This is a genomic window from Burkholderia sp. IT-111MI5 (assembly GCF_949752865.1).
Taxonomy (GTDB): Bacteria; Pseudomonadota; Gammaproteobacteria; order Burkholderiales; family Burkholderiaceae; genus Burkholderia; species Burkholderia pyrrocinia_C.
The window spans coordinates 283,352-305,154 of the sequence record NZ_CATKIF010000073.1 but is presented as its reverse complement, the minus strand read 5'-3'; the positions used below and the strand labels follow the sequence as shown (position 1 = coordinate 305,154).

Annotated in this window: 20 protein-coding genes; 9 read left to right on the top strand and 11 right to left on the bottom strand. The window is 65.8% G+C overall.

Translation table 11 applies throughout. The features are described 5' to 3' along the window. Positions 1 to 36: 36 nt before the first annotated feature. The 7 genes from ACM6JT_RS35740 to ACM6JT_RS35710 form a co-directional block, all read right to left on the bottom strand. Complete coding sequence (locus tag ACM6JT_RS35740) at positions 37 to 1,542, bottom strand: aldehyde dehydrogenase family protein (protein WP_414858255.1); 1,506 nt, start codon at positions 1,540 to 1,542, stop codon at positions 37 to 39. A gap of 30 nt (positions 1,543 to 1,572) precedes the next feature. Next, positions 1,573 to 2,028, bottom strand: coding sequence for a c-type cytochrome (locus tag ACM6JT_RS35735; RefSeq protein WP_374955235.1), 456 nt, complete (start codon positions 2,026 to 2,028; stop codon positions 1,573 to 1,575). A gap of 92 nt (positions 2,029 to 2,120) precedes the next feature. Beyond that, positions 2,121 to 2,621 (bottom strand): c-type cytochrome, encoded by a 501-nt coding sequence (locus ACM6JT_RS35730; protein ID WP_034180723.1) that lies wholly within the window; start codon positions 2,619 to 2,621, stop codon positions 2,121 to 2,123. Beyond that, the gene (locus ACM6JT_RS35725; RefSeq protein ID WP_034181018.1) at positions 2,618 to 3,166 is read right to left on the bottom strand and encodes a methylamine dehydrogenase light chain; all 549 of its coding nucleotides are present in this window, start codon (positions 3,164 to 3,166) and stop codon (positions 2,618 to 2,620) included. The genes ACM6JT_RS35730 and ACM6JT_RS35725 overlap by 4 nt, the downstream gene beginning before the upstream one ends. A gap of 39 nt (positions 3,167 to 3,205) precedes the next feature. Beyond that, positions 3,206 to 3,832: a methylamine dehydrogenase accessory protein MauD gene (gene mauD, locus ACM6JT_RS35720; RefSeq protein ID WP_105391686.1), complete on the bottom strand. Its 627-nt coding sequence runs from the start codon at positions 3,830 to 3,832 to the stop codon at positions 3,206 to 3,208. After that, a complete protein-coding gene (locus ACM6JT_RS35715) occupies positions 3,829 to 4,383 on the bottom strand; it encodes a MauE/DoxX family redox-associated membrane protein (protein ID WP_414858254.1) in 555 nt (184 codons plus the stop codon). The genes mauD and ACM6JT_RS35715 overlap by 4 nt, the downstream gene beginning before the upstream one ends. 7 nt (positions 4,384 to 4,390) lie before the next feature. After that, positions 4,391 to 5,548: an amine dehydrogenase large subunit gene (locus ACM6JT_RS35710; protein ID WP_414858253.1), complete on the bottom strand. Its 1,158-nt coding sequence runs from the start codon at positions 5,546 to 5,548 to the stop codon at positions 4,391 to 4,393. Between the two features lie 262 nt (positions 5,549 to 5,810). On the opposite strand from ACM6JT_RS35710, the gene ACM6JT_RS35705 reads away from it, so the two are divergent. From ACM6JT_RS35705 to ACM6JT_RS35685, 5 genes are all read left to right on the top strand, one after another. After that, on the top strand, positions 5,811 to 6,755 hold the full coding sequence (locus ACM6JT_RS35705) for a helix-turn-helix domain-containing protein (RefSeq protein ID WP_414858262.1): 945 nt from the start codon (positions 5,811 to 5,813) through the stop codon (positions 6,753 to 6,755). A 127-nt stretch (positions 6,756 to 6,882) separates the two neighbouring features. Next, positions 6,883 to 7,827, top strand: coding sequence for a GlxA family transcriptional regulator (locus tag ACM6JT_RS35700; protein WP_034180728.1), 945 nt, complete (start codon positions 6,883 to 6,885; stop codon positions 7,825 to 7,827). Positions 7,828 to 8,317: 490 nt separating this feature from the next. Continuing rightward, the gene (locus ACM6JT_RS35695; RefSeq protein WP_414858252.1) at positions 8,318 to 10,030 is read left to right on the top strand and encodes a peptidase; all 1,713 of its coding nucleotides are present in this window, start codon (positions 8,318 to 8,320) and stop codon (positions 10,028 to 10,030) included. A 79-nt stretch (positions 10,031 to 10,109) separates the two neighbouring features. Then, positions 10,110 to 11,363: a M20/M25/M40 family metallo-hydrolase gene (locus ACM6JT_RS35690; protein WP_243566812.1), complete on the top strand. Its 1,254-nt coding sequence runs from the start codon at positions 10,110 to 10,112 to the stop codon at positions 11,361 to 11,363. 256 nt (positions 11,364 to 11,619) lie between these two features. Beyond that, on the top strand, positions 11,620 to 11,982 hold the full coding sequence (locus ACM6JT_RS35685; RefSeq protein WP_034180731.1) for a YbjQ family protein: 363 nt from the start codon (positions 11,620 to 11,622) through the stop codon (positions 11,980 to 11,982). 6 nt (positions 11,983 to 11,988) lie between these two features. Here ACM6JT_RS35685 and ACM6JT_RS35680 read toward each other — a convergent pair whose 3' ends face one another. Beyond that, entirely contained in the window at positions 11,989 to 13,239 is a 1,251-nt protein-coding gene (locus ACM6JT_RS35680) for an MFS transporter (RefSeq protein ID WP_414858251.1), read from the bottom strand. A 455-nt stretch (positions 13,240 to 13,694) separates the two neighbouring features. Between ACM6JT_RS35680 and ACM6JT_RS35675 the strand changes: the two genes are divergently transcribed. Continuing rightward, on the top strand, positions 13,695 to 14,096 hold the full coding sequence (locus ACM6JT_RS35675; protein ID WP_414858250.1) for a hypothetical protein: 402 nt from the start codon (positions 13,695 to 13,697) through the stop codon (positions 14,094 to 14,096). Between the two features lie 577 nt (positions 14,097 to 14,673). After that, a complete protein-coding gene (locus ACM6JT_RS35670; protein WP_414858249.1) occupies positions 14,674 to 15,420 on the top strand; it encodes a hypothetical protein in 747 nt (248 codons plus the stop codon). 144 nt (positions 15,421 to 15,564) lie between these two features. On the opposite strand, the gene ACM6JT_RS35665 is transcribed toward ACM6JT_RS35670, so the two are convergent. The 3 genes from ACM6JT_RS35665 to betC all read right to left on the bottom strand — a co-directional run bounded on the left by ACM6JT_RS35665 (position 15,565) and on the right by betC (position 19,508). Further along, a complete protein-coding gene (locus ACM6JT_RS35665) occupies positions 15,565 to 16,704 on the bottom strand; it encodes a porin (protein ID WP_034180735.1) in 1,140 nt (379 codons plus the stop codon). 257 nt (positions 16,705 to 16,961) lie between these two features. Then, on the bottom strand, positions 16,962 to 17,927 hold the full coding sequence (choX, locus tag ACM6JT_RS35660; protein WP_414858248.1) for a choline ABC transporter substrate-binding protein: 966 nt from the start codon (positions 17,925 to 17,927) through the stop codon (positions 16,962 to 16,964). Positions 17,928 to 17,972: 45 nt separating this feature from the next. Next, the gene (gene betC, locus ACM6JT_RS35655; RefSeq protein WP_414858247.1) at positions 17,973 to 19,508 is read right to left on the bottom strand and encodes a choline-sulfatase; all 1,536 of its coding nucleotides are present in this window, start codon (positions 19,506 to 19,508) and stop codon (positions 17,973 to 17,975) included. A 241-nt stretch (positions 19,509 to 19,749) separates the two neighbouring features. Here betC and ACM6JT_RS35650 point away from each other — a divergent pair, with 241 nt between their 5' ends. After that, positions 19,750 to 20,661 (top strand): choline sulfate utilization transcriptional regulator, encoded by a 912-nt coding sequence (locus ACM6JT_RS35650; protein ID WP_414858246.1) that lies wholly within the window; start codon positions 19,750 to 19,752, stop codon positions 20,659 to 20,661. Positions 20,662 to 20,831: 170 nt separating this feature from the next. Beyond that, the gene (purU, locus tag ACM6JT_RS35645) at positions 20,832 to 21,707 is read left to right on the top strand and encodes a formyltetrahydrofolate deformylase (RefSeq protein WP_047902542.1); all 876 of its coding nucleotides are present in this window, start codon (positions 20,832 to 20,834) and stop codon (positions 21,705 to 21,707) included. Positions 21,708 to 21,803: the final 96 nt, after the last annotated feature.

Here is a 21,803-nt window from a genome sequence, read left to right as displayed (position 1 = left end):
GCGTTGCCGGCGCCCCGGCAACGCTCGCATCTGCGCTTACGCGTAGTTCATCATCACCGACTTGCTTTCCGTGTACTGGTCGATCACCGCGCGACCGAGTTCACGGCCGAAACCCGACTGCTTCATCCCGCCGAACGGCATCGCGTTGTCGAGCAGCGAATGGCAGTTGACCCACACCGTGCCGGCTGCAATACGCGGGATGAGCTTGTGAATCGCGGAAAGGTCGTTCGACCAGATGCTCGCGCCGAGACCATACGGCGTGTCGTTCGCGAGCCGCACGGCCGTGTCGACATCGTCGAACGGCATCGCGACGAGCACCGGCCCGAAGATCTCCTCGCGCACGACGCGCATCGCCTGCGTCGTATCGACCAGCACGGTCGGCTCGACGAAGAAGCCGGGGCCATCGATCGCACGGCCGCCCGCGGCAGCGCGTGCGCCTTCTTCGAACCCCGAATCGATATAGCCGCACACGCGCTCGCGCTGCTTCGCCGATACGAGCGGGCCGATCTGCGTCGACGGGTCCATCCCCGGGCCGATCTTCAGGCTCGCGGCGATCTTCGCGATGCGTTCGATCAGGCCGTCGAACACCTTCGCATGGATGTATGCACGCGAACCGGCCGTGCACACCTGCCCCTGGTTGAAGAAGATCGCGTTCGCAACGCCCAGCGCGGCCTTGTCGAGATCGACGTCGGGCAGCACGATCACCGGCGACTTGCCGCCGAGTTCGAGCGACATCCGCGTCATGTTGTCGAGCGCCGCGTGGCCGATCGTCTTGCCCGTTTGCGTCGAGCCGGTGAACGCGATCTTGTCGATGCGCGGATCGCGCGACAATGCGGCGCCGGCGGTATAGCCGTAACCGGTGACGATATTGACGACGCCGTCCGGGAAACCGGCCTGCTGAATCAATTCACCGAGCCGCAACGCGCTCAGCGGCGTATCTTCCGCGGGCTTCAGCACGATGGTGCAACCGGTTGCGAGTGCGGGAGCGATCTTCCATGCCGCCATCAACAGCGGGAAATTCCACGGAATGATTGCGCCAACGACGCCGACGGGCTCCTTGCGCGTATAGGTGAAGACTTCGCTGTCCGGCATGTACGGCATGCCCGCATCGATCACGCTGCCTTCGATCTTCGTCGCCCAGCCGGCCATGTAGCGAAAGCACTGCGCTGCCATCGCGACGTCGAGCCCTTGCGCGACCATCACCGGCTTGCCGTTGTCGAGCGATTCGATTTCGGCAAGTTCGCGCGCATTGGCTTCGATCAGGTCGGCGAGCTCGAGCAGCAGGCGCTCGCGGTCGGTGGTCTTCGCGGTGCGCCACGGCCCCGCGTCGAATGCGCGCCGCGCGGCGGCAACGGCCTGCTGCACGTCGCGTTCGTCCGCTTCGGGAACGCGTGCGATCACGGTGCCGTCGGCCGGGTTCACGACGTCGATCTGCCGGCCCGACGCGGCGTCGGTCCACTCGGCACCGATCAACATCTTCTTCGGCTTCGCGAGAAACGCGCGGGTTGCGTCGAGCAACGGGAATGTTTCGTTCGTCTCCATGTTCACTCCTCGATTTCTTGATTGAGTCGATCAGTAGCGATCCGTGACGCCGTCGATCCCGCGTTCCTGCAACGCGCGGACGAGGCCGGCGCGCACGGTCGCGACGTCGGAAAAAGCAGGCCGGCGGTGCGCGGCGACTTCGGCGGCCGTATAGGGCTTGAAGTCGCGCGGCAGCGCATCGCGGTTCATCGTCGTGAGCACCCAGTTGAGTACGTCGGCCAGATCCTGATCCGACAGCGCCGAGTTCGACGCGCCGGGCACGCGCATCACGTATTCGCGCCCGGCCGGCAGATGCGTGAAATAGCCGAGCGAGTTCGCGAGCGGAGGAACCTTGCCGGGAATGCCGCCGCCCGTCGCCGTGTGGCAGCCCATGCAGTTGAGCACCCAGTGCTGCCGCGCGAGCGCCGCGTCGGCCGCACCGTCTGCATGCGCGGGCGCAGCGGTCACGCATGCGACAGCGCCGACAAGCAGCAACAGCGACGACATGCGATGCGACAAGCCGCCGACCCGAGATGCCGCCTTCGACGTGCGCCGTGCGTGCTGCATCGGCTCGCCAACGCGCGATGCCCAGGCGACGTTCACAGGCCCAGCCCCTTGACCACTACGGCGCGTTGCGCATGAACGGCCGTGCCGTCCATCTCCTTCGCACGCGCCGCACGGATCTCGGCCGCGGTGAACGGATTCGCGTTGCCTTGCCGTGCATCGAGGTCGAACACGACATAGTTGAGCACGTGCGCGATATCGTCGTCGCTCGCGCTCGCAAACGACGGCATCTTGAAGTTGTAGCTCTTGTCGTGCACCTTGATCTCGCCGAACATTCCGTGCAGCAACGTCGCGACCAGTTGCGCACGCCCGGCTTCGGCCGCCGCGTACTTGCCCGGATACTCGGTCAGCGGCGGCGCGAGGCCGTCCTGCCCCTTGCCGCCCGCTTGGTGGCACACCGCGCACTGCGCGTCGAACAGGCTCTTGCCGGCCGGGTAATGCACGGCCTGCTGCGCGCCGGCGATGCCCGGCAACGCGATTGCCGCAACGGTCGCCACGCACGCGACGACGATTTTTCCAGCGTGCCTCACTTTCATTGCTTTGCCGCTCCGAGCAGAACCGAAACCGAACAGTGGTAATTCGAATTACCGTTCGCCATGCACCAGTTGATGTCGTTGTTCAACGACAGCTTGTACAGCGGCTTCTCGCGTTCGTTGCGATTGCAGAAGCACTTGCCGCACGACGTCTTGCCGCAGCAGTCGTTGTACGACACGATGTAGTCCGAACCGTCGTGCGGGTTGCGGCAAGTGCCAATCCACGTGATCGGCGAAGGCGTCGTGCCCGGCGGGCAACTGCTCGACGTGCCGCCGCAGCAGCTGCAAAGCCAGCCGTCGATCGCGCAATACTTCCAGTAGTCGCAGCTCATCGGGTCGTCGCTGGCCCCCGAGGCGGCCGCGCCACCGGACGCAGCGGATGCGCCCGACGCCGCATCGGCCGCGTACGCGGTGCGATCGACGGGCAGCAGCGGCAGCATCGCCGATCCCACCAGCACCTTGCCGAGCTTCGCCATCGCGCTGCGCCGCGAACTGTGCTGCGCGACGCCGCGCGCCGATCGCTCGAACCATGAATCAAACAGGCCCATGTCGTTGTTCTCCAATGACGTTGAAAGAGGTTCGGCCGGTCATGCGTGCTGCGCGTGGGCGTCGTGGCTGTGATCGCCATGCACGAACTGCTGCAGCGACGCGACGCCGCGCTCCTTCGCCTCGAACAGGCTCTCGAGATGCTCGCGCGTGTTGACGAGCCCCTTCGCGCGCACCGTGCCGGTTTCGTCGAGCAGCACCGCATACGGCAGCTTGCCGATCTGGTACGCGAGGCCGAGCTCCTGCGACAGCACGTACGGGAAGCGCCCGAGGTCGTGCTTCTGCGCGAAGCGCGCGTGCTCGTCGACATCGCCGTCGCTCGCGAGCACGATGTTCACCGGCGTCGATTCGCTCGCCTGCAGCGACGGCAGCAGCGGCAGCAGCTTCTTGCAGACCGGGCACGTCGGCGACAGGAAGAACAGCAGCGTCGCCTTGCCCGATGCATCGATGCCGCCGACCTTCACCTGCGAGCCGCGAATGTCGGTCAGCTCGAACGTCGGCGCGATCGCGCCGACCGCCGGCCCCTTGTCGATCATCAGCGCACCGGCCGGCATGATGCGTTCGTACAGGATGCCGATCTGGCGCACCAGCGCGAGGCAGATCGCGCCGAGCGCGAGAACAGCAACCCACAGCAGTGCGGTGGAAACGGTGAGAGCGGTTTGCATCATGAATTCCTCAGGTGGGAAAGGCGCGGTACGTTGGCGAGCAGCACGTCAACGGTGAGCAGCGCGCAGACGATCAGCAGCACGGAGAAGAACAGCGTCAGGTAGTCGAACCACACGACCGCGCGCGCACCCGGCTCGACGAACGCGGTTGCGGCCAGCGCGGCGAGCAGCAGCACTCGGCCGACATGCAGCCAGCCGATGCCGCGCGGCGCATCCGCGCGCGCAGCGGTGAAGCCGGAACAGCCGCAGTCGATGTCGGTGTGGCCGCGCAGCAGGTTGATCGCAAGCCCGGCGGCGAAAACCACGAGCAACACGATCAGGCCGATCGCGCCGGCCACGCGCGTATCGGGAAACAGCAGTGCCGCGGCGCAGACGGCTTCCGCAAGCGGAATCGCGAACGCGACAGGCGTGGTCAGCGCGTCAGGCAGCAACCGGTAGCCGGCAAGCGCGTGGCGGAACGCGGCGGACCGGCGCATCTTCGCGAAAGCGCCGAGCAGCACGACGACGGCCGCGCCGGCCTGCGCGCTGGTGGCGAGTACGGGATCGAGGGTCATCGCGGCCTCACGGGTTGACGAGCAGCGTCGACGTATTGCCGATCTGCTTCTCTACGTTGCGCAGCTTGCCGGTATGCGCGTCCATCACGACGAGGTCGGACGTCGCGGTCAGCCCGTAGAACAGCGGCTTGTCGTCCTCGCTGACCTGGATCGACACGAGCGGATCGATCTTCTGCTGCGCGAGATCCCAGCGCGCGACGCGCTGCTTCGACTTCAGGTCGAATACCCACACCTGCGTGCCGGGATCCTTGTGCGAGCCGTCGCCGCCCTTGTGCATCAGCACGTAGTAGCGGTTCTGCTTCGCCTGCACGGCCGTCTGCTGCATGCCGCCCGGGCGCCAGCCTTCGGCTCGCTCGGCATCCGTCAACAGCGACCACGACTTGCCGAACGCCGGCTTGTCGCCGCTGAAATCGGCGCTGCGCACGTTGCCGCCGTACGTCGTGAACAGATAGGTACCGTTGTACGGCGACGCGTTCACGAACGCCGGATCCTTGTCGACATCGATGAACGCATCGGACATCGTGCGCTTCGTTTCCTTGCCGCTCGCATCGAGCGTGACGGTCAGCGCCTTGCCGCTTTCGCACAGCGCGGTGAAGCGGTCGTTCCCCGACGGATAAGCGAGCACGCACGCGGCCGTGTCGATCTCCGACAGCACCTTCTTCGATACGGCGTCGATCACCGTCACCGACGCGGCCGGCGTGATGTTCGCGACATACAGCCGCTTGCCGTCGGTGCTGAACGCAGTGTTGTACGGCGACGGCACATGCTGCCCGTGTTTCGGCGGAATCACGATCTCGCCCGCGTGATCGAGTGTCGTGTTGTCGGTCATCTCGACGACGTCGGTACGCGTGCCGTGCGAGCCGCGCGAGAAGTAGGTCGTCGCGACGAAGCTCGTCTTGTGGTCGGGCGAAATCGCGAAGCCGGGGCCGAAGCCGCCGTCGATCTGGCCGAGCAGCTTCTTCGCGTCGGCGTCGTACACGTAGATGCGCCCGTCGGTCATCGACGGCATCGAGATGTCGACGATATAGACCTCGTGCGGATGCCACGGCGGCATCTTCTGCACGACCAGCTCCTCGGGTTTTTCCGTCGCGCATGTGCTGCCGCCCCATGCCGCCGCGAACGCCAGCGTCACCGCGAGCGCCGCGGTTCGTCGCGTTGTCCTCATGTCGCCTCCAGTTGGGGATTCACTTGATGTGGGGCGACTGTAGTTCGACAAAAAATCCGGTCAGCACCAGGACCGGCAACGCGTGCGTGCCGATTCGGGATATTGGAAATGCGCCTGAAAGCCGCGCGCGCACGCGGCTTCCGACCCTCTGACGAATACGCGCGGAATAGCGCTCGACCTTATTGCGCCGACCGCTCGGTCGGTTTAATCTTCCGCGGTCCTGATCGACACCCCTGGAGGCGCTGTGTTCGTGTTTCACGAGATGTTCGACGACGCGGACCGGCATGCCGACGCGCTGCGCGGCTGGAACCAGCGCTACGACCAGATCGGTTCGGGCGCGTATCGCAGCGTGGTCAAGCACGCCGTGCTCGACGGCATCGAGTTGTTCCAGGAAGCCGCGAACGTGCGCATCATCCAGCGTGGACAGTTGCCGCCCGGTCACACGGTGTTCGGCATGCCGCTCACCGGCTCGGGCGCATTCGCGTTCGGCGGCGCGCGCATCGAACGCGGCACGATGGTGATGGCGCGCGGCGGTGCGCCGTTCGAACTGCATTCGCCGGACGACATGTCGCTGATCGGTGTCGTCGTCGACGCCGAGCTGCTGCAACAGGTCGAAGATGCGGCCGATGTCCGGCTCGACGCAGCGACGCTGCGGCGCGGCGTCGTCGACTTGCCGACGGCCGTGCTGATGCGCGCAAGCGTGCAGATCGCGACGCAACTCGAACGCGTGCTGTCGTCGCCCGACACGTTCGGCGACATGCGCGCGCAACGCGAACTGCGCGGCGAGATCGGCAACATGCTCGTCGATCTCCTCACGTACCGGATGCCCGAGCCGTCGAACCGGCTCACGCACGCGTGCCGCGCCGACATCGTGCGCCGCGTGCACGACTACGTGATCGACCACCCGGAAGCGCCAGTCGACGTGCTGAGCCTGTGCGCGCAGTTGCGCGTGAGCCGGCGCACGATGCAGAACAGCTTTCAGTCGGTCGTACAGACCAGCCCGCTGCACTATGTACGCTCGCTGCGCCTGTCGCAGGTGCGGCGGATGCTGCTCGACACACGTCAGGCCGACCTGCCGATCAGCGACGTGGCCGCGCGCTGGGGCTTCATCCATCTCGGCCATTTCGCGAACGCGTACAAGGCGCAATTCGACGAACTGCCTTCGACCACCGCGCGCCGGTCGGTGCGCGCTGCAAAAACGCGCTGAAGACGAGCAAAACCCGCGATAATCTTCCGCTGACCGTTCGGCGCCTGCGAGCCGGCCGCGGCATGTGCCCGTCCGTTCGCAATCCCGTGCGATGTGCGACGACCACCGGATTCCATCCCCTGCCCCGATGCCCGAGGATTTCCACTTCCTGTTGCTGCCCGGCTTCTCCGCGCTCGGCTTCATGTCCGCGGTCGAGCCGCTGCGCGTCGCGAACCGCTTCCGCACCGAGCTCTACCGCTGGCATGTGATCAGCGCCGACGGTGCGCCGGTCGCCGCGAGCAACGGCATCCCAGTCGCCGCCGAAGCCGCGTGCGCGGACGTCGCGCAGGTCGATACGGTGTTCGTCGTCGCGGGCTTCGATCCGCTCGTGTGCTACACGCGCGCAATCGGCGACTGGCTGCGCCGCCAGCACCGGCACGGCGCGACGCTCGGCGGCATCGACACGGGCAGCTTCGTGCTCGCGGAAGCCGGGCTGTTCGACGCGTCGCAGCCGCTGACGCTGCACTGGGAAGCGCTGGCCGCGTTCCGCGAACGCTATCCGGGCCTGAACGCGACGCAGGAGCTGTTCGAGATCGACGACCGGCGCATCACGTGCGCCGGCGGCACCGCGTCGATCGACATGATGCTCGACCTGATCGGGCGCCGGCACGGCGCCGATCTCGCGGCCGCGATCTCCGAGCAGTTCGTTGTCAGCCGCATCCGGCAGCGCTCGGACAGCCAGCGGCTCGAGATCGCCGCGCGCTACGGCGTACATAACCGCAAGCTGATCCAGGTGATCGGCACGATGCAGCAGCACATGGAAAATCCGCTCGGCTCCGACGCGCTCGCGCAGGACGTATCGATCACGCGACGCCAGCTCGAACGGCTGTTCAGCGCGACGCTGAACGACACACCGACGCATTTCTACCTGAACCTGCGCCTCGATCGTGCTCGCGAACTGCTGCAGCAGACCGACATGAGCATCACGTCGGTGTGCGTCGCGTGCGGGTTCGAATCGCCGTCGCATTTCTCGCGCACGTATCGCGCGCGGTTCGGCTTGAGCCCGCGCAGCGACCGGCGCGCGACGCGCTGATCGTCGCGGGTTTTAATCACAATCCTGCGTGGTATTGCGCGTTCCGGCAGCGTTTCCTGCCGCTCGCTGAACAATGCCGGTGATCGATCGACGGACCGAAGCGATCGTCGAAAAATTATTTGCAATGTCGCCGAAAATATTCTGTAACATACCTCGCAATTAGATAGGCAGCCTAACGAGACGAGAGACTGGATTCGACGCATGTCGATCCGCGCAAGGCTGCCGGCCGATATCCAACCGATATCAGTATCGATCCGAGGGGTCTGACATGACGATGCTCGCTTCGCCGTCGCCGCACCTGCCTGCCGTTCGCTTCCTCGCCCCCGCTCCCGCTTGTTTCTTCTCGACCTGACATTTAGGTTTCCTTAGTCAGTCGACGCTCCCAACACCGCTTCGCCGCACCGGTTCCATCGAGCCGGCGCGCGGGCCGTGTCGTGCCTGCGCGCCACGAGTGCGCGGGCGTGTCCAACCGTTGAGATGAGGATCACGTATGCAGACATCACGCAAAGCATTGCCGCTCGCCCTGGGCCTTGCGCTCGGTTTCGGCATCGTCGGCAGCACAGCAGCCGATACGAAGGTCTCGAATCCACAGGCCGCGAGCCTGCGCGAAAGCCTGACGCGCGGCGTCGCGCCGCCCGCCGCGAAAGCCGATACGGCCGCCGGGCAGTTCCGCGCGGACGGCGTCGCCGTCACGCTGTACAACCCCGCGTATCGCGTGAAGAAGGCCGCCGCCACGCCCGCTGCAACCGCGCGCGACTTCGTCGCAACGCAGGCGACGCAGCTCGGGCTCGACGCGGCCGCGCTCGCGAGCCTCGTCGTCACGTCGGAGCGCAACGATGCCGACTTCACTGTCGTGCGCCTGCAGCAGCAGGCCGCCGGGCTGCCCGTGTACGGCAGCGACATCGCGGTGACGGTCGCGAAGGACGGCCGCATCCTGTACGTCGCGAGCAACACGATCAACGGCGTGGTCGCGACGTCGCGCAAGTCGCAGGCCGTCGACCAGCAGCAGGCGCTCGACCGTGCGCGCGCGTATCTCGGCGTGAGCGGCTTCACGAATCTCGACGCGCAGCTCGTCGCGTTCGTCGACAAGGCTGGCACGCACACCGCATGGAAGGTGCGCGGCCGCCCGCAGGACGGCCCGAAGGGCGACTGGGAACTGCTGATCGACTCGGGCAGCGGTGAAGTGCTGCGCGCCGAGGACAAGGCGTTCTATGCCACCGACGGCACGGGCTTCGTGTTCCGCCCGGATCCGCTGTCGCCAACGAAAAGCAGCTACGGCAGCACCGGCTACAAGGACAGCAGCGACGCCGATTCGACCCAGCTCACGGCCGCGCGCGTGCGCGTGACGCTGAAGGATCTCGGGCAGTCGGGCGCGCGCTACGCGCTGTCGGGCCCGTATGCGGCGTGCATCGATTTCGATGCGCCGCGCGACAACGCGTGCCCGCTGCAGTCGACGCCCGCGTTCGAGTTCACGCGCGGCAACCTGTATTTCGAGGCTGTGAACGTGTACTACCACATCGATACGTTCCTGCGCTACGTGAACCAGACGCTCGGGATCAAGGCATTGCCGTACCAGTACACGGGCGGCGTGCAGTACGACCCGCACGGCGAATCGGGCGACGACAACTCGTCGTACTCGTCGAGCAGCGGCCGGCTGACCTTCGGGCAGGGCGGTGTCGACGACGCGGAAGATGCGGACGTCGTGATCCACGAACTCGGCCACGGTATCCACGACTGGGTGACCAACGGCGGCCTGTCGCAACAAGAGGGGCTGTCCGAAGGCACCGGCGACTATCTCGCCGCTGCGTACAGCCGCGACTTCAACCAGTGGAGCCCGACCGACGCGCAGTACCACTGGGTCTACAACTGGGACGGCCACAACGAATTCTGGGGCGGCCGCGTGACCAACTGGAACGTCGGGCGCACCTATGCGCAGGCGCGCGGTGCCGAGATCCACACGGCCGGCCAGTACTGGGCATCGTGCAACCTCGTCGCGCGCGACGCGATCGGCGCGCAGGCGATGGACAAGGCGTTCCTGAAGGGGCTGTCGATGACCAACGGCTCGACCAACCAGAAGGCCGCCGCGCAGGCCGTGCTGACGGCCGCGTCCGCGCTCGGCTACAGCAGCGCGCAACTCACGGCGATCGGCAATGCGTACAACAAGAGCTGCACGTACGGCGTGACCGTGCCGCAGAAATCGTAATTCCGCAGCAGGCGGTGGCGCATCGCACGACCTGCGACGCGCCCTCATCCTCGACATCGTTACCCTCGCGAGATCGAACATGCCTACTCTGAAACTGACTCATCTGAGCGCCGCGCTGGGCGGCATGCTGTTGACCGTCGCCGCGCATGCGGCCCCCGTGTGGATCACGCTCGGCGATGCGGCGTTCCGCCAGCTTCAACGCATCGACGCAAGCGCGACCGCGCAATACAGCACGACGGTCGATGCCGGCAAGACGGCCGACGGCGCCGCGCGCCGCGAAACCATTCACGTCGTCGAGATCGACGATTCACGGCTCGGCGAACTGGCCCATGCCGTCCACCACACGCGCGGCCACGGGCCCGGTTATGTCGTGCACGACTCGTTCGACGAAGCGCGCCAGGCGCTGCAGCCGTTGCCGCCGGCGCTCGCGAAGCAGGCCGCGGCACCCGCGTACAAGGTGTCGAACGCACCGCAGATCGGCACCTGGATCCAGCAACTGCAGGCCAGCAACATCGTCGGCACGATCACATCGCTGTCGGGCTTCACGAACCGCTACTACACGACGTCACACGGCGTTGCCGCGTCGGACTGGCTCGCGCTGCAGTGGAAGCAACTGGCGGGCGCGCGCGCCGATATCACCGTCGAGCAGTTCGCGCACACGGGCTTTCCGCAGAAATCCGTGATCCTGACGATCCGCGGCAGCGATCCGGCCGCGGGCACCGTCGTGCTGGGCGGCCACCTCGATTCGACCGTCGGCCGCACGACGGAGAACACGCGCTCGCCCGGCGCGGACGACGATGCGTCGGGCATCGCGAGCCTCACCGAAGCGCTGCGCGTGCTGCTCGCGAACAACTACCGGCCGAAGCGGACGATCAAGTTTGTCGGATACGCGGCAGAAGAAGCCGGCCTGCTCGGCTCGAAGGCGATCGCGAAGCAGTTCCGCACGCAGAGTGCGAACGTGGTCGGCGTTTTGCAGCTCGACATGACGAACTACAAGGGCGATCCGAAGGATATCTACCTGATCACCGATTACACGAACGCGTCGCAGAACACCTACCTGACGAATCTGGCGAAGACCTACCTGCCGGAACTCGCGATCGGCACGTCGCAGTGCGGGTATGCGTGTTCGGATCATGCGTCGTGGAATGCACAGGGTTATCCGGCGTCGTTCCCGTTCGAGGCCGACCAGAACGACAGTCCGTATATCCATACCGTGAACGACACGCTGGAGAACTCGGATCGCCAGGCGAATCATGCGCTGAAGTTCGGCAAGCTGGCGCTGGCTTATGCGGTTGATCTTGGCGGGGATGGCTCCGTAGTCGCGAAGCCCTGACGGCGAGCGGCCGCGTCGTTCGTCTATCCGGACACGACGGAAGCGTGTGCTTGCGGCTCGCACACGCTTCCTCCCGGACAACCTTGATCCGACCATCTCGTCCAGCGTCCCGTAGAGGCGCAGGCCCGAAGCCAGCGCGACCGCCACGGAGGCTTCATGGCGCGACACGCGCCGCGCGATTGACTCGATCGAACCTGGAACGCGCGCTCATCCGGATAGAATCGTCACTCTGCCACTCCGCTACACGCTTCCAGCCATGACCGACACCACCCGCTCCATCGACGATCTGTCGCCCGCTCGCGTCACGACCGCATTCGACCTGCCCGGCCACACGACCGTTCGCTCGCTCGGCGTCGTACAGGGCATCATCGTGCGTTCTCGATCGATCGTCGGCTCGTTCGGCGCATCGCTGCAGACGATCTTCGGCGGCAACATCACGCTCTACACGTCGCTGTGCGAGAAAGCACGCCAGCAGGCATTCGACAAGATGCTCGCCGATGCACGCAAGCTCGGCGCGAACGCAGTCGTCGCGATGCGCTACGACTCGACCGAGATCGGGTCGGGCGTCACGGAAGTCATCTGCTACGGCACGGCCGTGCGCGTGACGCAGGACGCGTGACGCCCATCACACGTCGCGTTCAAGCGACTTCATGTTCGTGAGCTGAGGAAACAACCGCATCCACGCGAGCGCGACGGCAATCGTCGCGGCACCGCCGACGACGATTGCCGTCGGCGCGCCCCACCATGCGGCCGTCACGCCCGATTCGAATTCGCCGAGCTGGTTCGACGTGCCGATGAACAGCGAATTGACCGCGCTCACGCGCCCGAGCATGTCGTCGGGTGTACGAAGCTGCACGAGCGACAGGCGCACGACGACGCTGACCACGTCCGATGCGCCTAGCGCGGCCAGCGCAACGAGCGACAGCGCGAAGTGCCGCGACAGCCCGAACACGATCGTCGCGACGCCGAACGCGATCACGCCGCCGAACATCGCGCGGCCCGGTCGCCCTTTCAGCGGAAAGCGCGTGAGCCACAGCGTGCCCGCGAGCGCGCCGACCGCGGGCGCCGCGCGCAATGCGCCGAGCCCCCACGGCCCGACCTGCAGAATGTCGCGCGCATAGATCGGCAGCAGCGCGGTCGCGCCGCCGAACAGCACCGCGAACAGGTCGAGCGACAGCGCGCCGAGGATCGCCGGTTCGCGCCGGATGAACGCGATCCCCGAAAACACCGAGCGCAGCGTGACCGGCTCGCGTGCAGGCGGCGCGCTGCGCAGCGGGATCGTGCCGCTCAGCACCGCCGCGATCGCGAATGCCACGACGCTCGTGCCGAATGCGACGGGCGCACCGACACCGTAGAGCAGCCCGCCGAACGCGGGACCGAGGATCTGCGCGGCCTGGTTCGCGGACGTCGACAGCGCAGTCGCGCGCGGCAAGTCGGTGCGCGGCACGACGGCCGGCAGCAGCGAAGACACCGACGGCGACTCGAACGCGCGGGCCGTGCCGACGATCGCCGCGAGCGCATACACGGCCGGCGCGGTCAGCCACCCTTGTGCGGCGCCGAGCAGGAACACGCCGGCGGCCAGCGCCTCGACGCCCTGGCAAATCGTCGCGATGCGCCGCCGGTCGTAGCGGTCGGCCACCTGCCCGACGACGAGCGTCAGCGCGAACCTCGGCACGAACTGCGCGAGACCGACGAGACCGAGTGCGAACGCGCTGTGCGTGAGCGCATACACGTACCAGCCGATCGCGACCGACAGGATCTGGAAAGCCAGGGACGACATCACGCGTGTGCCCCAGAAGCGCTGGAACGGTGCGTGACGGAACAGGTTGGCGGGTAACGGGGATGGAGGCGCGGGTTCGGGTGAGTGGGCGGTCATCGGGGTCTCGGCGATCGGCGGTGCGTGACGCAACCGCTCAACGAGCGGCTGCCTGCACATGTGCGTGCTTGCGCAACGACTTGCCCATCGCGACGCGATATCGGTCCCCGGCGTGGAGACGGTCGGCTGGACAGCGCAGACGCGGCCAAATCGCGATGATATGTCAATCACGGTAAACCGGCCGTTCGATCGGCCGAGGCAGGAGCGCACTACGCCGGCGCAGCCGCCCCACCCCGCACCGATAGACGCAAGCGTTGAAGTCCGGTCTCGGTCGAAACAGCGGCCGTCTGATCGTGGAGTAGTATTTCCCCATGTCCAAGTTGTTGCTCGGCCTCTACTGCGCACAGCCAACCCATCCGTGACGAGGGCGGCAACCTCGTTAAAGGGTTTGGAAACTGCTTCAACGATACGCGCGGTGGCGTCGGCCGTGACGACGGCATTGATGGGAATGCATCATGTCAACCGAGTGGAAGCACCGCGTCAGACTGTTTATCCAGCGTTTCTGGCAGCCAACCAGTGCGTGCATGACCTGCATGCCGGGGAGCTGGGGCAATATCTTGAGCCTTGCCCACTGGACTATTGCATTTCAGACAGGTCTGTTTACCGGACTCCTGGCTGTACTTTTGACTTTCACGCCTGCGACGAAACTCTACGCGTATCGATACGGCAATGCGCTGGTCGTTGGCATCCTGACAACGTTGGGTGACGCCTACTCGCATACGAGTCACTACCGTATCCCCTATGTCGAGCACATCGTGACGGGTGCAATTTCAGGTCTCTTGACGCTGGCGGCCTCATATCTTTTCGAAGACCGCGCGCGACGCCTTCGGGCGGTATGGGCTCGGGTTTTCGGATAGCTTGTCCGCTGACTTTCCGAACCCACTGGGCCAAACGGAAAGACGCTCCCCGGTGTGGCTACGCTTCATGATCGGGAGGCTGCGCATGGACAACGGGAGCTCGCGACCGTTACATGCCCCGGCGTCAGGGCGCGGCCAATATGAGCCGTTCGACATCGCCGCGCGGATCGTTGACAATCTTGGGCACCCGTTTGCCCTTAACCAATGACGATGAAAGTATCGAGAGATTTCGGGGGCGTTGTCCGACGGGCTGCGCTCGCGGCCAAGAATGTCGACCTATCGACGGTTATGGTCGAATTCAACCTGCGGACTTATTTTGACGAATCCGACAGCCTAGTATCGCTTGGTCCGTTCTTCGGAGGCGAGGCGGCCGACGATTGCTTGAGGTCATTGGAACGGCTCGGGCTAACATACATCGACGACTTTTTTATCTTCGAGGGGTTTGTGCCTGACTGGTGTTCTTTCGAAGTATTCTGACGCGCGTACCGATATCGAGCTTCCGAGGTCGGCCAGCATCGGACCTTCGATATCATGGTCAGGATGGGCGACAATCGCCTGCCACCCAAGAATGTGAACTATGCTTTTTCGCTCGCTATTTCGATCGACCGGCTCGAAACAAGCTGCGCAGCAGCGGACCGATGCTATTCATAGAACCGTCGCTTGCAAGCGGTTTGCCCATCCGGAATTCCAGATTCAGGTCACCAACGGTGCAATCCCCGATCAGGACATCAGTTGGCTGCTACGCTTCCTTGAGCAGCGTGTCGCCGACGGCGAGCGATTCCGCGCGGGCGAGACCCTGCAGATCGGCTGGATGCTAACGATGCTCGATGGAGGGGCGACAGACACACTGCGCATCACCGAACCCGATATGAAGGAGATTCCGATCAGGTTCATCGATTCCGTCAACAGCACGCTGATGCACCTGCGCAATCAGAAGGACGTGGTCGGAAGCGTCGCCATGGATCTGCAACCTGACTTTCCTTCGCTACGGCAAAGTGCAGTTGTGCACGCCGAATACAAGAGCGCATGTCGTGTACTGCTGACTCGTGATCTCGCTCATGAAACAGACTCTGGTTGGTCGCTCACAGATTTGAATGATGAACTTGGTTTGCAGAATCCCGGGCAATTCATCAGAATTTCGCTCTATCAATTGGGCGTAGATAGACCCGATTTGATCAAATTCTTTGCCTTGCCGCCGGGGCTGCAAGTTGCCGTCAATGATCCGCAGATTCGTGTGATAGGACCTGAAGGCGAGATGCAACCAATACCCGGCTCATTTCTTGAGGCGTTGAATAGTCGCCACCTACAACGTCACAGTGAGTGACTGCTTCGGGGAAGGTGCGCTGTCCGTTTCGGGTCGAACAGCAACACCCCCGGAAATCCCCGAAGAACCAAAAAAAAAGCGCGAACCGCAGTTCGCGCCAAAGAGAGACCTCGCTGAAGACGTCGCTGCTCCAAACCACCCCGCTCAGAACGAATGCCGCATCCCGATCCGCACGTCGGCCTGCGTCTGCGTCGTCGACGGCGTGAAGCTGTAGCCGACCACCGCATCGACGCCGTGCGACGCGCGCAGGTAATCGCCGGAGATATACACGTCGGTGCGCTTCGACAGCAGGTAGTGCAGGCCCGCCGTGCCCTGGTTCCAGTGATGGCCTTCGAAGCGCGTGTGCTGGTAGCCCGCGATCAGGCTCAGCGCCGGCGTGAACTGGTACAAGCCGCCGCCTTCATATACCTGCATGTGCGACGACTGGCCGAAACCCTTGATCGTCGTGTACGAGAAGTTGGCGTCGAGCGTCAGCTTGCCGATCGTGTAGCTCGAGCCGATGCCGAACGTGCCCTGGCTGTCGACGTCCATCGGCGTGTTCGCGAACAGGTCGGTGCGCGCGCCGGTCGCCGGATCGACGGTGACGGTCTGCTGGCCGAGGAACGTGTGCGTGCCGATCATCGCGTACGGGTCGAACGCGTAGATGCCGTTCGGGTTGTTCAGGCGCGTGTACGCGGCGCCGATCGAGAAGTCGCCCTTCGTGAAGCTCGCGCCCGCGCTCCATGCGCTGTTGCGGTGGAAGTTGCCCGCGACGTTGCCGAACGAGTACATCGCGCCGAACTTGAAGCCGCTGAGGTCGTTCGACAGGAATTTCACCGAATTCGGCAGGCGGTCGCCGTTGAAGCGGTCGAAGTCGCCCTGGTGGATCGCATAACCGCTGCCCCACGCCGAGATGTTGTAGATCGACACGAGTTCGTTCGTGATGTCGAGCTGGTTGCCGAACGACAGCGTGCCCCAGTCGTTCTGCAGGCCGACATACGCCTGCCGGCCGAACTCGGCGCCGCCGAAGCCGAGCTGCCCGTTGCCGAGGTGGAAGCCGCTCTCGAGGGCGAACACGGCCTTCAGGCCGCCGCCCAGGTCTTCCGTGCCCTTCAGGCCGAAGCGGTTCCCGTATGAGACGCCGTCGTCGAACTTGACCACGTGCGAGCCGCCGGTGTTGTTCACATACGTGATGCCCGCGTCGAGAATCCCGTACAGCGTCACGCTGCTCTGCGCATGGCCGATGGCGGGAATACAGGCCGCGCATGCAAGCGCGGCGGCTACGGCGACTTTCGTGTGCTTCATTATCGACCACCCTCCCTGAACCGTTCGATGGAAAGAATCTCGTCCCGGCGCGTGCCGCGATGCGCCGGTGGATTCGAATTCAGTACGCCTGCTGGCTTCGGCATTTCGTTTTCCGCAATAACGCAGCCATTGCCGAAAAATACAAACCCATATTTCACGTCACCCGTCTGAAGGCGACACCAAATGGTCACGATGCGACCGGTCGGGAAAACACGTAGACGGGCGGCACGGCAAAAACCGGCCACCCGGAGGCGGGGTCAACGGCCGTCGAGGGCCGCTCGCACGGCCGGCAGGCCCGGTGCGCCGGCGGCCGTCGTCACGCCGTCCAGCCAGCCGGCGACCAGCGCCGGGTCGGCCTTCAGCGCGTGCTGCGCCGCGAGCGCGGGCGACGTCTTGTGGTCGAGCATGTCGGCGATCATCCGGTTCTCGACGTCGACGGAGAACGTCATCTGCCGGAACAGCCGCGCGAGGTTCCCGCATTGGCCGGCAAACCCGGCGCGCGTGACCGTGTTGACCGTCGCGCCGCCGTAGTTCGGGCCGAAATACGCATCGCCGCCCGACAGGTAGGTCAGATGGAACTTCGTGTTCATCAAATGCGGCTCCCACGCAAGAAACACGATCCAGCGCTTGTCGCGCACCGCGCGCTCGACCTGCGTGAGCATGCCCGTCTCGCTCGATTCGACGAGCGACCAGTTCGCCGTACCGAGCGCGTGGTCGGACAGCATCCGCTTGATGTTCTGGTTCGCGGGCGCGCCGGGCTCGATCCCGTAGATCTTGCCGCCGAAGCGGTCGGCATGGCGCGCGAGATCGGCGAACGTGTGCACGCCCGCGGCCGCGACGTAGTCGGGCACCGCAAGCGTGAACTTCGCGCCGCTCAGGTTCGCGTGCAGCACGTCGATCGATTTCTCGTCGACGAACGGCTTCACGAGCGGCGCCTGTGCGGGCATCCAGTTGCCGAGAAACACGTCGACCTGCCCTTTCTTGAGCCCCTGGTACGTGATCGGCACCGACAGGTTCGCCACGTCCTGCCGGTAGCCGAGCGCCTTCAGCACGACGCCCGCCATCGCGTTCGTCGCGTCGATGTCGGTCCAGCCGGGCGCCGCCATCTTCACGTCGCTGCACGTCTGCGGGTCGGCCGCATGCGCGCCCTGCGCCGTCATCACGCAGGCGGCCGCGGCGAGCACCGCGCCGATCCGGATTGCTGCATTGCATTGCCGTTCCATCGCCAGCTTCCTCCGTCGTTCGTCAATGATCGCGATGCGGGACGCTCAGCGCCCGACCCGCGGAAAGCGCGCCATCGCCTCGAGCGTGTCGAGTTCGATGTGATTGCGCATGTAACGCTGGCTCGCGTCGGTGAACGGCTGCCAGTCCCACGCGTGGATGCGGCCCTGTGTCGCCGCCGCGTAATGGAAGCGCCGGCGCCGCTGGCTCGCGCGCACCTGCCGGTCCAGCTCGGGCAGGTTCCAGCGCTGCGCGGCTTCAACACGGAACGCCGCGAGCACGCCGGCGGCTTCCGGCGAGCCGGCCAGGTTCGTCAGCTCGCGCGGATCGTCGGCGAGGTTGTAGAGCTGGTCGGGATCGGCCGGGCAATGCACGTATTTCCAGTCGCCGCGGCGGATCATCACGACCGGCGCGACCGCGCCTTCCGCGAGGTATTCGCCGAGCGCGACATCGTGCGCGGGCGTGCCGTGCAGGTGCGGCACGAGGCTCGCGCCGTCGACCGGGTCCGGCCAGCCGCCGGCGGGCGCGGCGCCGGCCAGGTCGACGAGCGTCGGCAGCAGGTCGACGTGCGACACCGGCCCGCGCACGCGCGCGGCGCCGAAGCGGCCCGGCGCATGGACGATCAGCGGCACGCGGCAGCCGCCTTCGAAGAACGTCATCTTGTACCAGAGCCCGCGCTCGCCGAGCATGTCGCCGTGGTCGGACGTGACGATCACGATCGTGTCGTCGGCGAACCCGCACTGCTCGAGCGCGGCGAGCACGCTGCCGAACTGCGTGTCGACGTAGGAGGTTGCGCCGTAGTACGCGCGGCGCGCGGCGCGGATCTGCGCGTCGGTCGGCGGCGTGCGGTCGTTCTCGCAGACGAAGCGCAGCCGCTGCGAATGCGGATCGCTGTCCGCTGCATCGAGCCGCACGGCCGGCATGTCGATCTCGTCGTCGCGGTACAGATCCCAGTATTCGCGCGTGATCGCATACGGGTCGTGCGGATGGGTCAGCGATACGACCATGCAGAACGGCCGCGCGTCGTGCCCGGCCGCGCGTTCGCGCGCGACGTCGTACAGCTTCTGCTTCGCGGCGAACGTGACTTCGTCGTCGAAATCGAGCTGGTTCGTGCGCACGCACGGGCCCGCGTCGAGCACCGAGCTCATGTTGTGATACCAGCTCGGCCGCTCGGTCGGGCTGTCCCAGTCGGGCACCCAGCCGAAATCGGCCGGATAGATGTCGGTCGTGAGCCGCTCCTCGAAGCCGTGCAACTGGTCGGGCCCGCAGAAATGCATCTTGCCGGACAGCATCGTCCGGTAGCCGCCCGCGCGCAGGTAGTGCGCGAACGTCAGCGTTTGCGCCGGCAATTCGGCGGCGTTATCGTAGGCGCCGATCCCCGACGGCAGCTTGCCGGTCAGCAGCGAGAAACGCGACGGCGCACACAGCGGGCTCGCGCAATACGCGGCGTCGAACACCACGCCTTGCGCGGCGAGCCGGTCGAGCGTCGGCGTGCGCGTGACGCGGTTGCCGTACGCCGGCAGCGCGAACGGCGTGAGCTGGTCGGCCATCAGGATCAGGATGTTGGGTGTCGGGTTCGTCATCGGCGGTCGTGGGGAAAACGGTGTTCGAATGGAACGGCGCGCCGCTTTGGCAGCGAGACGTCCGGCATGACGGAGGCGACCCGAAGAAAGTGCCGCGCATGCCTGTCGCGACTGGCTAGAATCGCGGAAAGGCCTGGCGCGGCGGCCGTGAAGCGCGTGTGCCGTACCGTCCGATGCACTATCGCCCGCCCGAATTCGGGTGGGAAGGCGTCCTGCCCTTATGGGGCCATTAGAAGGACTTATGTCGAAATCCGAACCGTTACCGTCGATGCAGGCGCTGCGCGCGTTCGAATCGGCCGCCCGGCTCGCGAGCTTCACGGCCGCCGCGCGCGAGCTCGGCTCGACGCAGCCGGCCGTGAGCCAGCAGGTGTTCCAGCTCGAGGCCGAACTCGGTGTGCCGCTGTTCGAGCGCAGCCCGCGCGGCGTCACGCTGACGGCCGACGGCCAGTGCCTGTACGAAGCCGTGCGGCTGAGCCTCGACACGCTGCGCGGCGCCACTGCGACGCTGCGCGCGCGCCGCGAGCACGGCGCGCTCACGATCGTCACCGACTTCGGCTTCGCGACCTACTGGCTGATGCCGCGCCTGGCCGGCCTGAAGCGCGTGATGCCGGACGTCGACGTACGCGTCGTCACGTCACAGGATTACGACGCGCAGCGCGACCACGGCGACATCGCGATCCTGTTCGGTGACGGCCACTGGCCGTCGTGCACGGCCGCGCGGCTCTTTCCGGAATCCGTCACGCCCGTATGCTCGCCCGCGTTCCGCGACGCGCACTCGCACGTCGCGCGGGCCGACCAACTGCTCGCGCTGCCGCTGCTGCACGTGCAGCCGACGCGCCCCGAGCGCTGGCTGTCGTGGTCGGGCTGGTTCGACGCGCACGGCCTCGACACGGCGGCCGCCGCGCGCGGCGTGACCTTCAACAGCTATGCGCTCGTGATCCACGCGGCGCTGCTCGGCGAAGGCGTCGCGCTCGGCTGGTCGCCGCTCGTCGACGAGCTCGTCGCGTCCGGCCAGCTCGTGAAGCTCGTCGACGCGCCCGTCGTCACGTCGCGCGGCTACTTCCTGGTGCGGCCGCCGCAGCGGCCCGAGCCGGACACGACCCACGTGTTCCGGCGCTGGCTGCTCGACGCGTGCGCAAGCGCGAGCGCGTGACGGCCCAAGCCCGCCCCCGCGCGCTGGCGCACCGATACCAGCCACACGGCGCGTTGGTTCTATCCTCCCCAAAATCGTCCTGATTTACTTGAGTCTCCCGCAACCCGCGCGGCGCGGCGCTTTGGTGCGCTGCCGCACGGCCGTGCGCCCCATGCCATCCGAGGATTCTCATGACCGCCGAGCACCGCCCCGATCAATTCGTCCTGACACTGTCGTGCGCGAGCGCGGCCGGCCAGGTCGCCGCCGTCGTCGGCTTTCTCGATCGCCATCGCTGCTATGTCGATGCGCTGAACGTGTTCGACGACGATCTCAGCAACCGCTTCTTCGTGCGCTGCGTCTTTCATCCGACGGATGAAACGCTGCAGATCGACGCGCTGCGCCAGGAATTCGCGCCGATCGCGGCCGGCCTCGGCGGCGACATGCAATGGGCGATTCACGACGTGAACGCGCGGCCGAAGGTGCTGATCATGGTGTCGAAGCTCGAGCACTGCCTCGCGGACCTGCTGTTCCGCTGGCGGATGGGCGAACTGAAGATGGACATCGTCGGCATCGTGTCGAACCACCCCGATTTCGAGCCGATGGCCGCGCAGCATGGGCTGCCGTTCCGGCACTTCCCGATCACGGCCGACACGAAGGCGCAGCAGGAAGCGCAGTGGCTCGACTTCTTCGAATCGAGCGGCGCAGAACTCGTGATCCTCGCGCGCTACATGCAGGTGCTGTCGCAGGAGACGAGCGCGAAGCTCGCGAACCGCGCGATCAACATCCATCATTCGTTCCTGCCCGGCTTCAAGGGTGCGAAGCCGTATCACCAGGCGCATGCGCGCGGCGTGAAGCTGATCGGCGCGACCGCGCACTTCGTCACCGACGATCTCGACGAAGGCCCGATCATCGAGCAGGTCGTCGAGCGTGTGGATCACGCGCTGCGGCCGGAGCAATTGCTGGCGGTGGGGCGCGACGTCGAAAGCATCACGCTCGCGCGTGCGGTGAAGGCGTTTATCGAGCGGCGGGTGTTTTTGAACGGGGATCGGACGGTGGTGTTTTCGTAAGGGGGCGTTGAAGTGACAAGAGCCAGACCGGTGCGAATCGGTCTGGTCTTATTGGGCATAGAGCATATCGATTGTTTCGCCGAAATCCCGCATGCC

Bases quoted from the DNA above. Each gene is read 5' to 3' on its own strand.
- ACM6JT_RS35680 (WP_414858251.1), bottom strand. From the start codon at position 13,239: ATGACCGCCCACTCACCCGAACCCGCGCCTCCATCCCCGTTACCCGCC.
- ACM6JT_RS35735 (WP_374955235.1), bottom strand. From the start codon at position 2,028: ATGTCGTCGCTGTTGCTGCTTGTCGGCGCTGTCGCATGCGTGACCGCT.
- ACM6JT_RS35715 (WP_414858254.1), bottom strand. From the start codon at position 4,383: ATGACCCTCGATCCCGTACTCGCCACCAGCGCGCAGGCCGGCGCGGCC.
- choX (WP_414858248.1), bottom strand. From the start codon at position 17,927: ATGGAACGGCAATGCAATGCAGCAATCCGGATCGGCGCGGTGCTCGCC.
- ACM6JT_RS35675 (WP_414858250.1), top strand. From the start codon at position 13,695: ATGTCAACCGAGTGGAAGCACCGCGTCAGACTGTTTATCCAGCGTTTC.
- ACM6JT_RS35730 (WP_034180723.1), bottom strand. From the start codon at position 2,621: ATGAAAGTGAGGCACGCTGGAAAAATCGTCGTCGCGTGCGTGGCGACC.
- ACM6JT_RS35710 (WP_414858253.1), bottom strand. From the start codon at position 5,548: ATGAGGACAACGCGACGAACCGCGGCGCTCGCGGTGACGCTGGCGTTC.
- ACM6JT_RS35705 (WP_414858262.1), top strand. From the start codon at position 5,811: ATGTTCGACGACGCGGACCGGCATGCCGACGCGCTGCGCGGCTGGAAC.
- ACM6JT_RS35700 (WP_034180728.1), top strand. From the start codon at position 6,883: ATGCCCGAGGATTTCCACTTCCTGTTGCTGCCCGGCTTCTCCGCGCTC.
- mauD (WP_105391686.1), bottom strand. From the start codon at position 3,832: ATGATGCAAACCGCTCTCACCGTTTCCACCGCACTGCTGTGGGTTGCT.
- ACM6JT_RS35725 (WP_034181018.1), bottom strand. From the start codon at position 3,166: ATGGGCCTGTTTGATTCATGGTTCGAGCGATCGGCGCGCGGCGTCGCG.
- ACM6JT_RS35690 (WP_243566812.1), top strand. From the start codon at position 10,110: ATGCCTACTCTGAAACTGACTCATCTGAGCGCCGCGCTGGGCGGCATG.
- ACM6JT_RS35685 (WP_034180731.1), top strand. From the start codon at position 11,620: ATGACCGACACCACCCGCTCCATCGACGATCTGTCGCCCGCTCGCGTC.
- ACM6JT_RS35665 (WP_034180735.1), bottom strand. From the start codon at position 16,704: ATGAAGCACACGAAAGTCGCCGTAGCCGCCGCGCTTGCATGCGCGGCC.
- ACM6JT_RS35740 (WP_414858255.1), bottom strand. From the start codon at position 1,542: ATGGAGACGAACGAAACATTCCCGTTGCTCGACGCAACCCGCGCGTTT.
- ACM6JT_RS35670 (WP_414858249.1), top strand. From the start codon at position 14,674: ATGCTTTTTCGCTCGCTATTTCGATCGACCGGCTCGAAACAAGCTGCG.
- ACM6JT_RS35695 (WP_414858252.1), top strand. From the start codon at position 8,318: ATGCAGACATCACGCAAAGCATTGCCGCTCGCCCTGGGCCTTGCGCTC.
- betC (WP_414858247.1), bottom strand. From the start codon at position 19,508: ATGACGAACCCGACACCCAACATCCTGATCCTGATGGCCGACCAGCTC.
- purU (WP_047902542.1), top strand. From the start codon at position 20,832: ATGACCGCCGAGCACCGCCCCGATCAATTCGTCCTGACACTGTCGTGC.
- ACM6JT_RS35650 (WP_414858246.1), top strand. From the start codon at position 19,750: ATGTCGAAATCCGAACCGTTACCGTCGATGCAGGCGCTGCGCGCGTTC.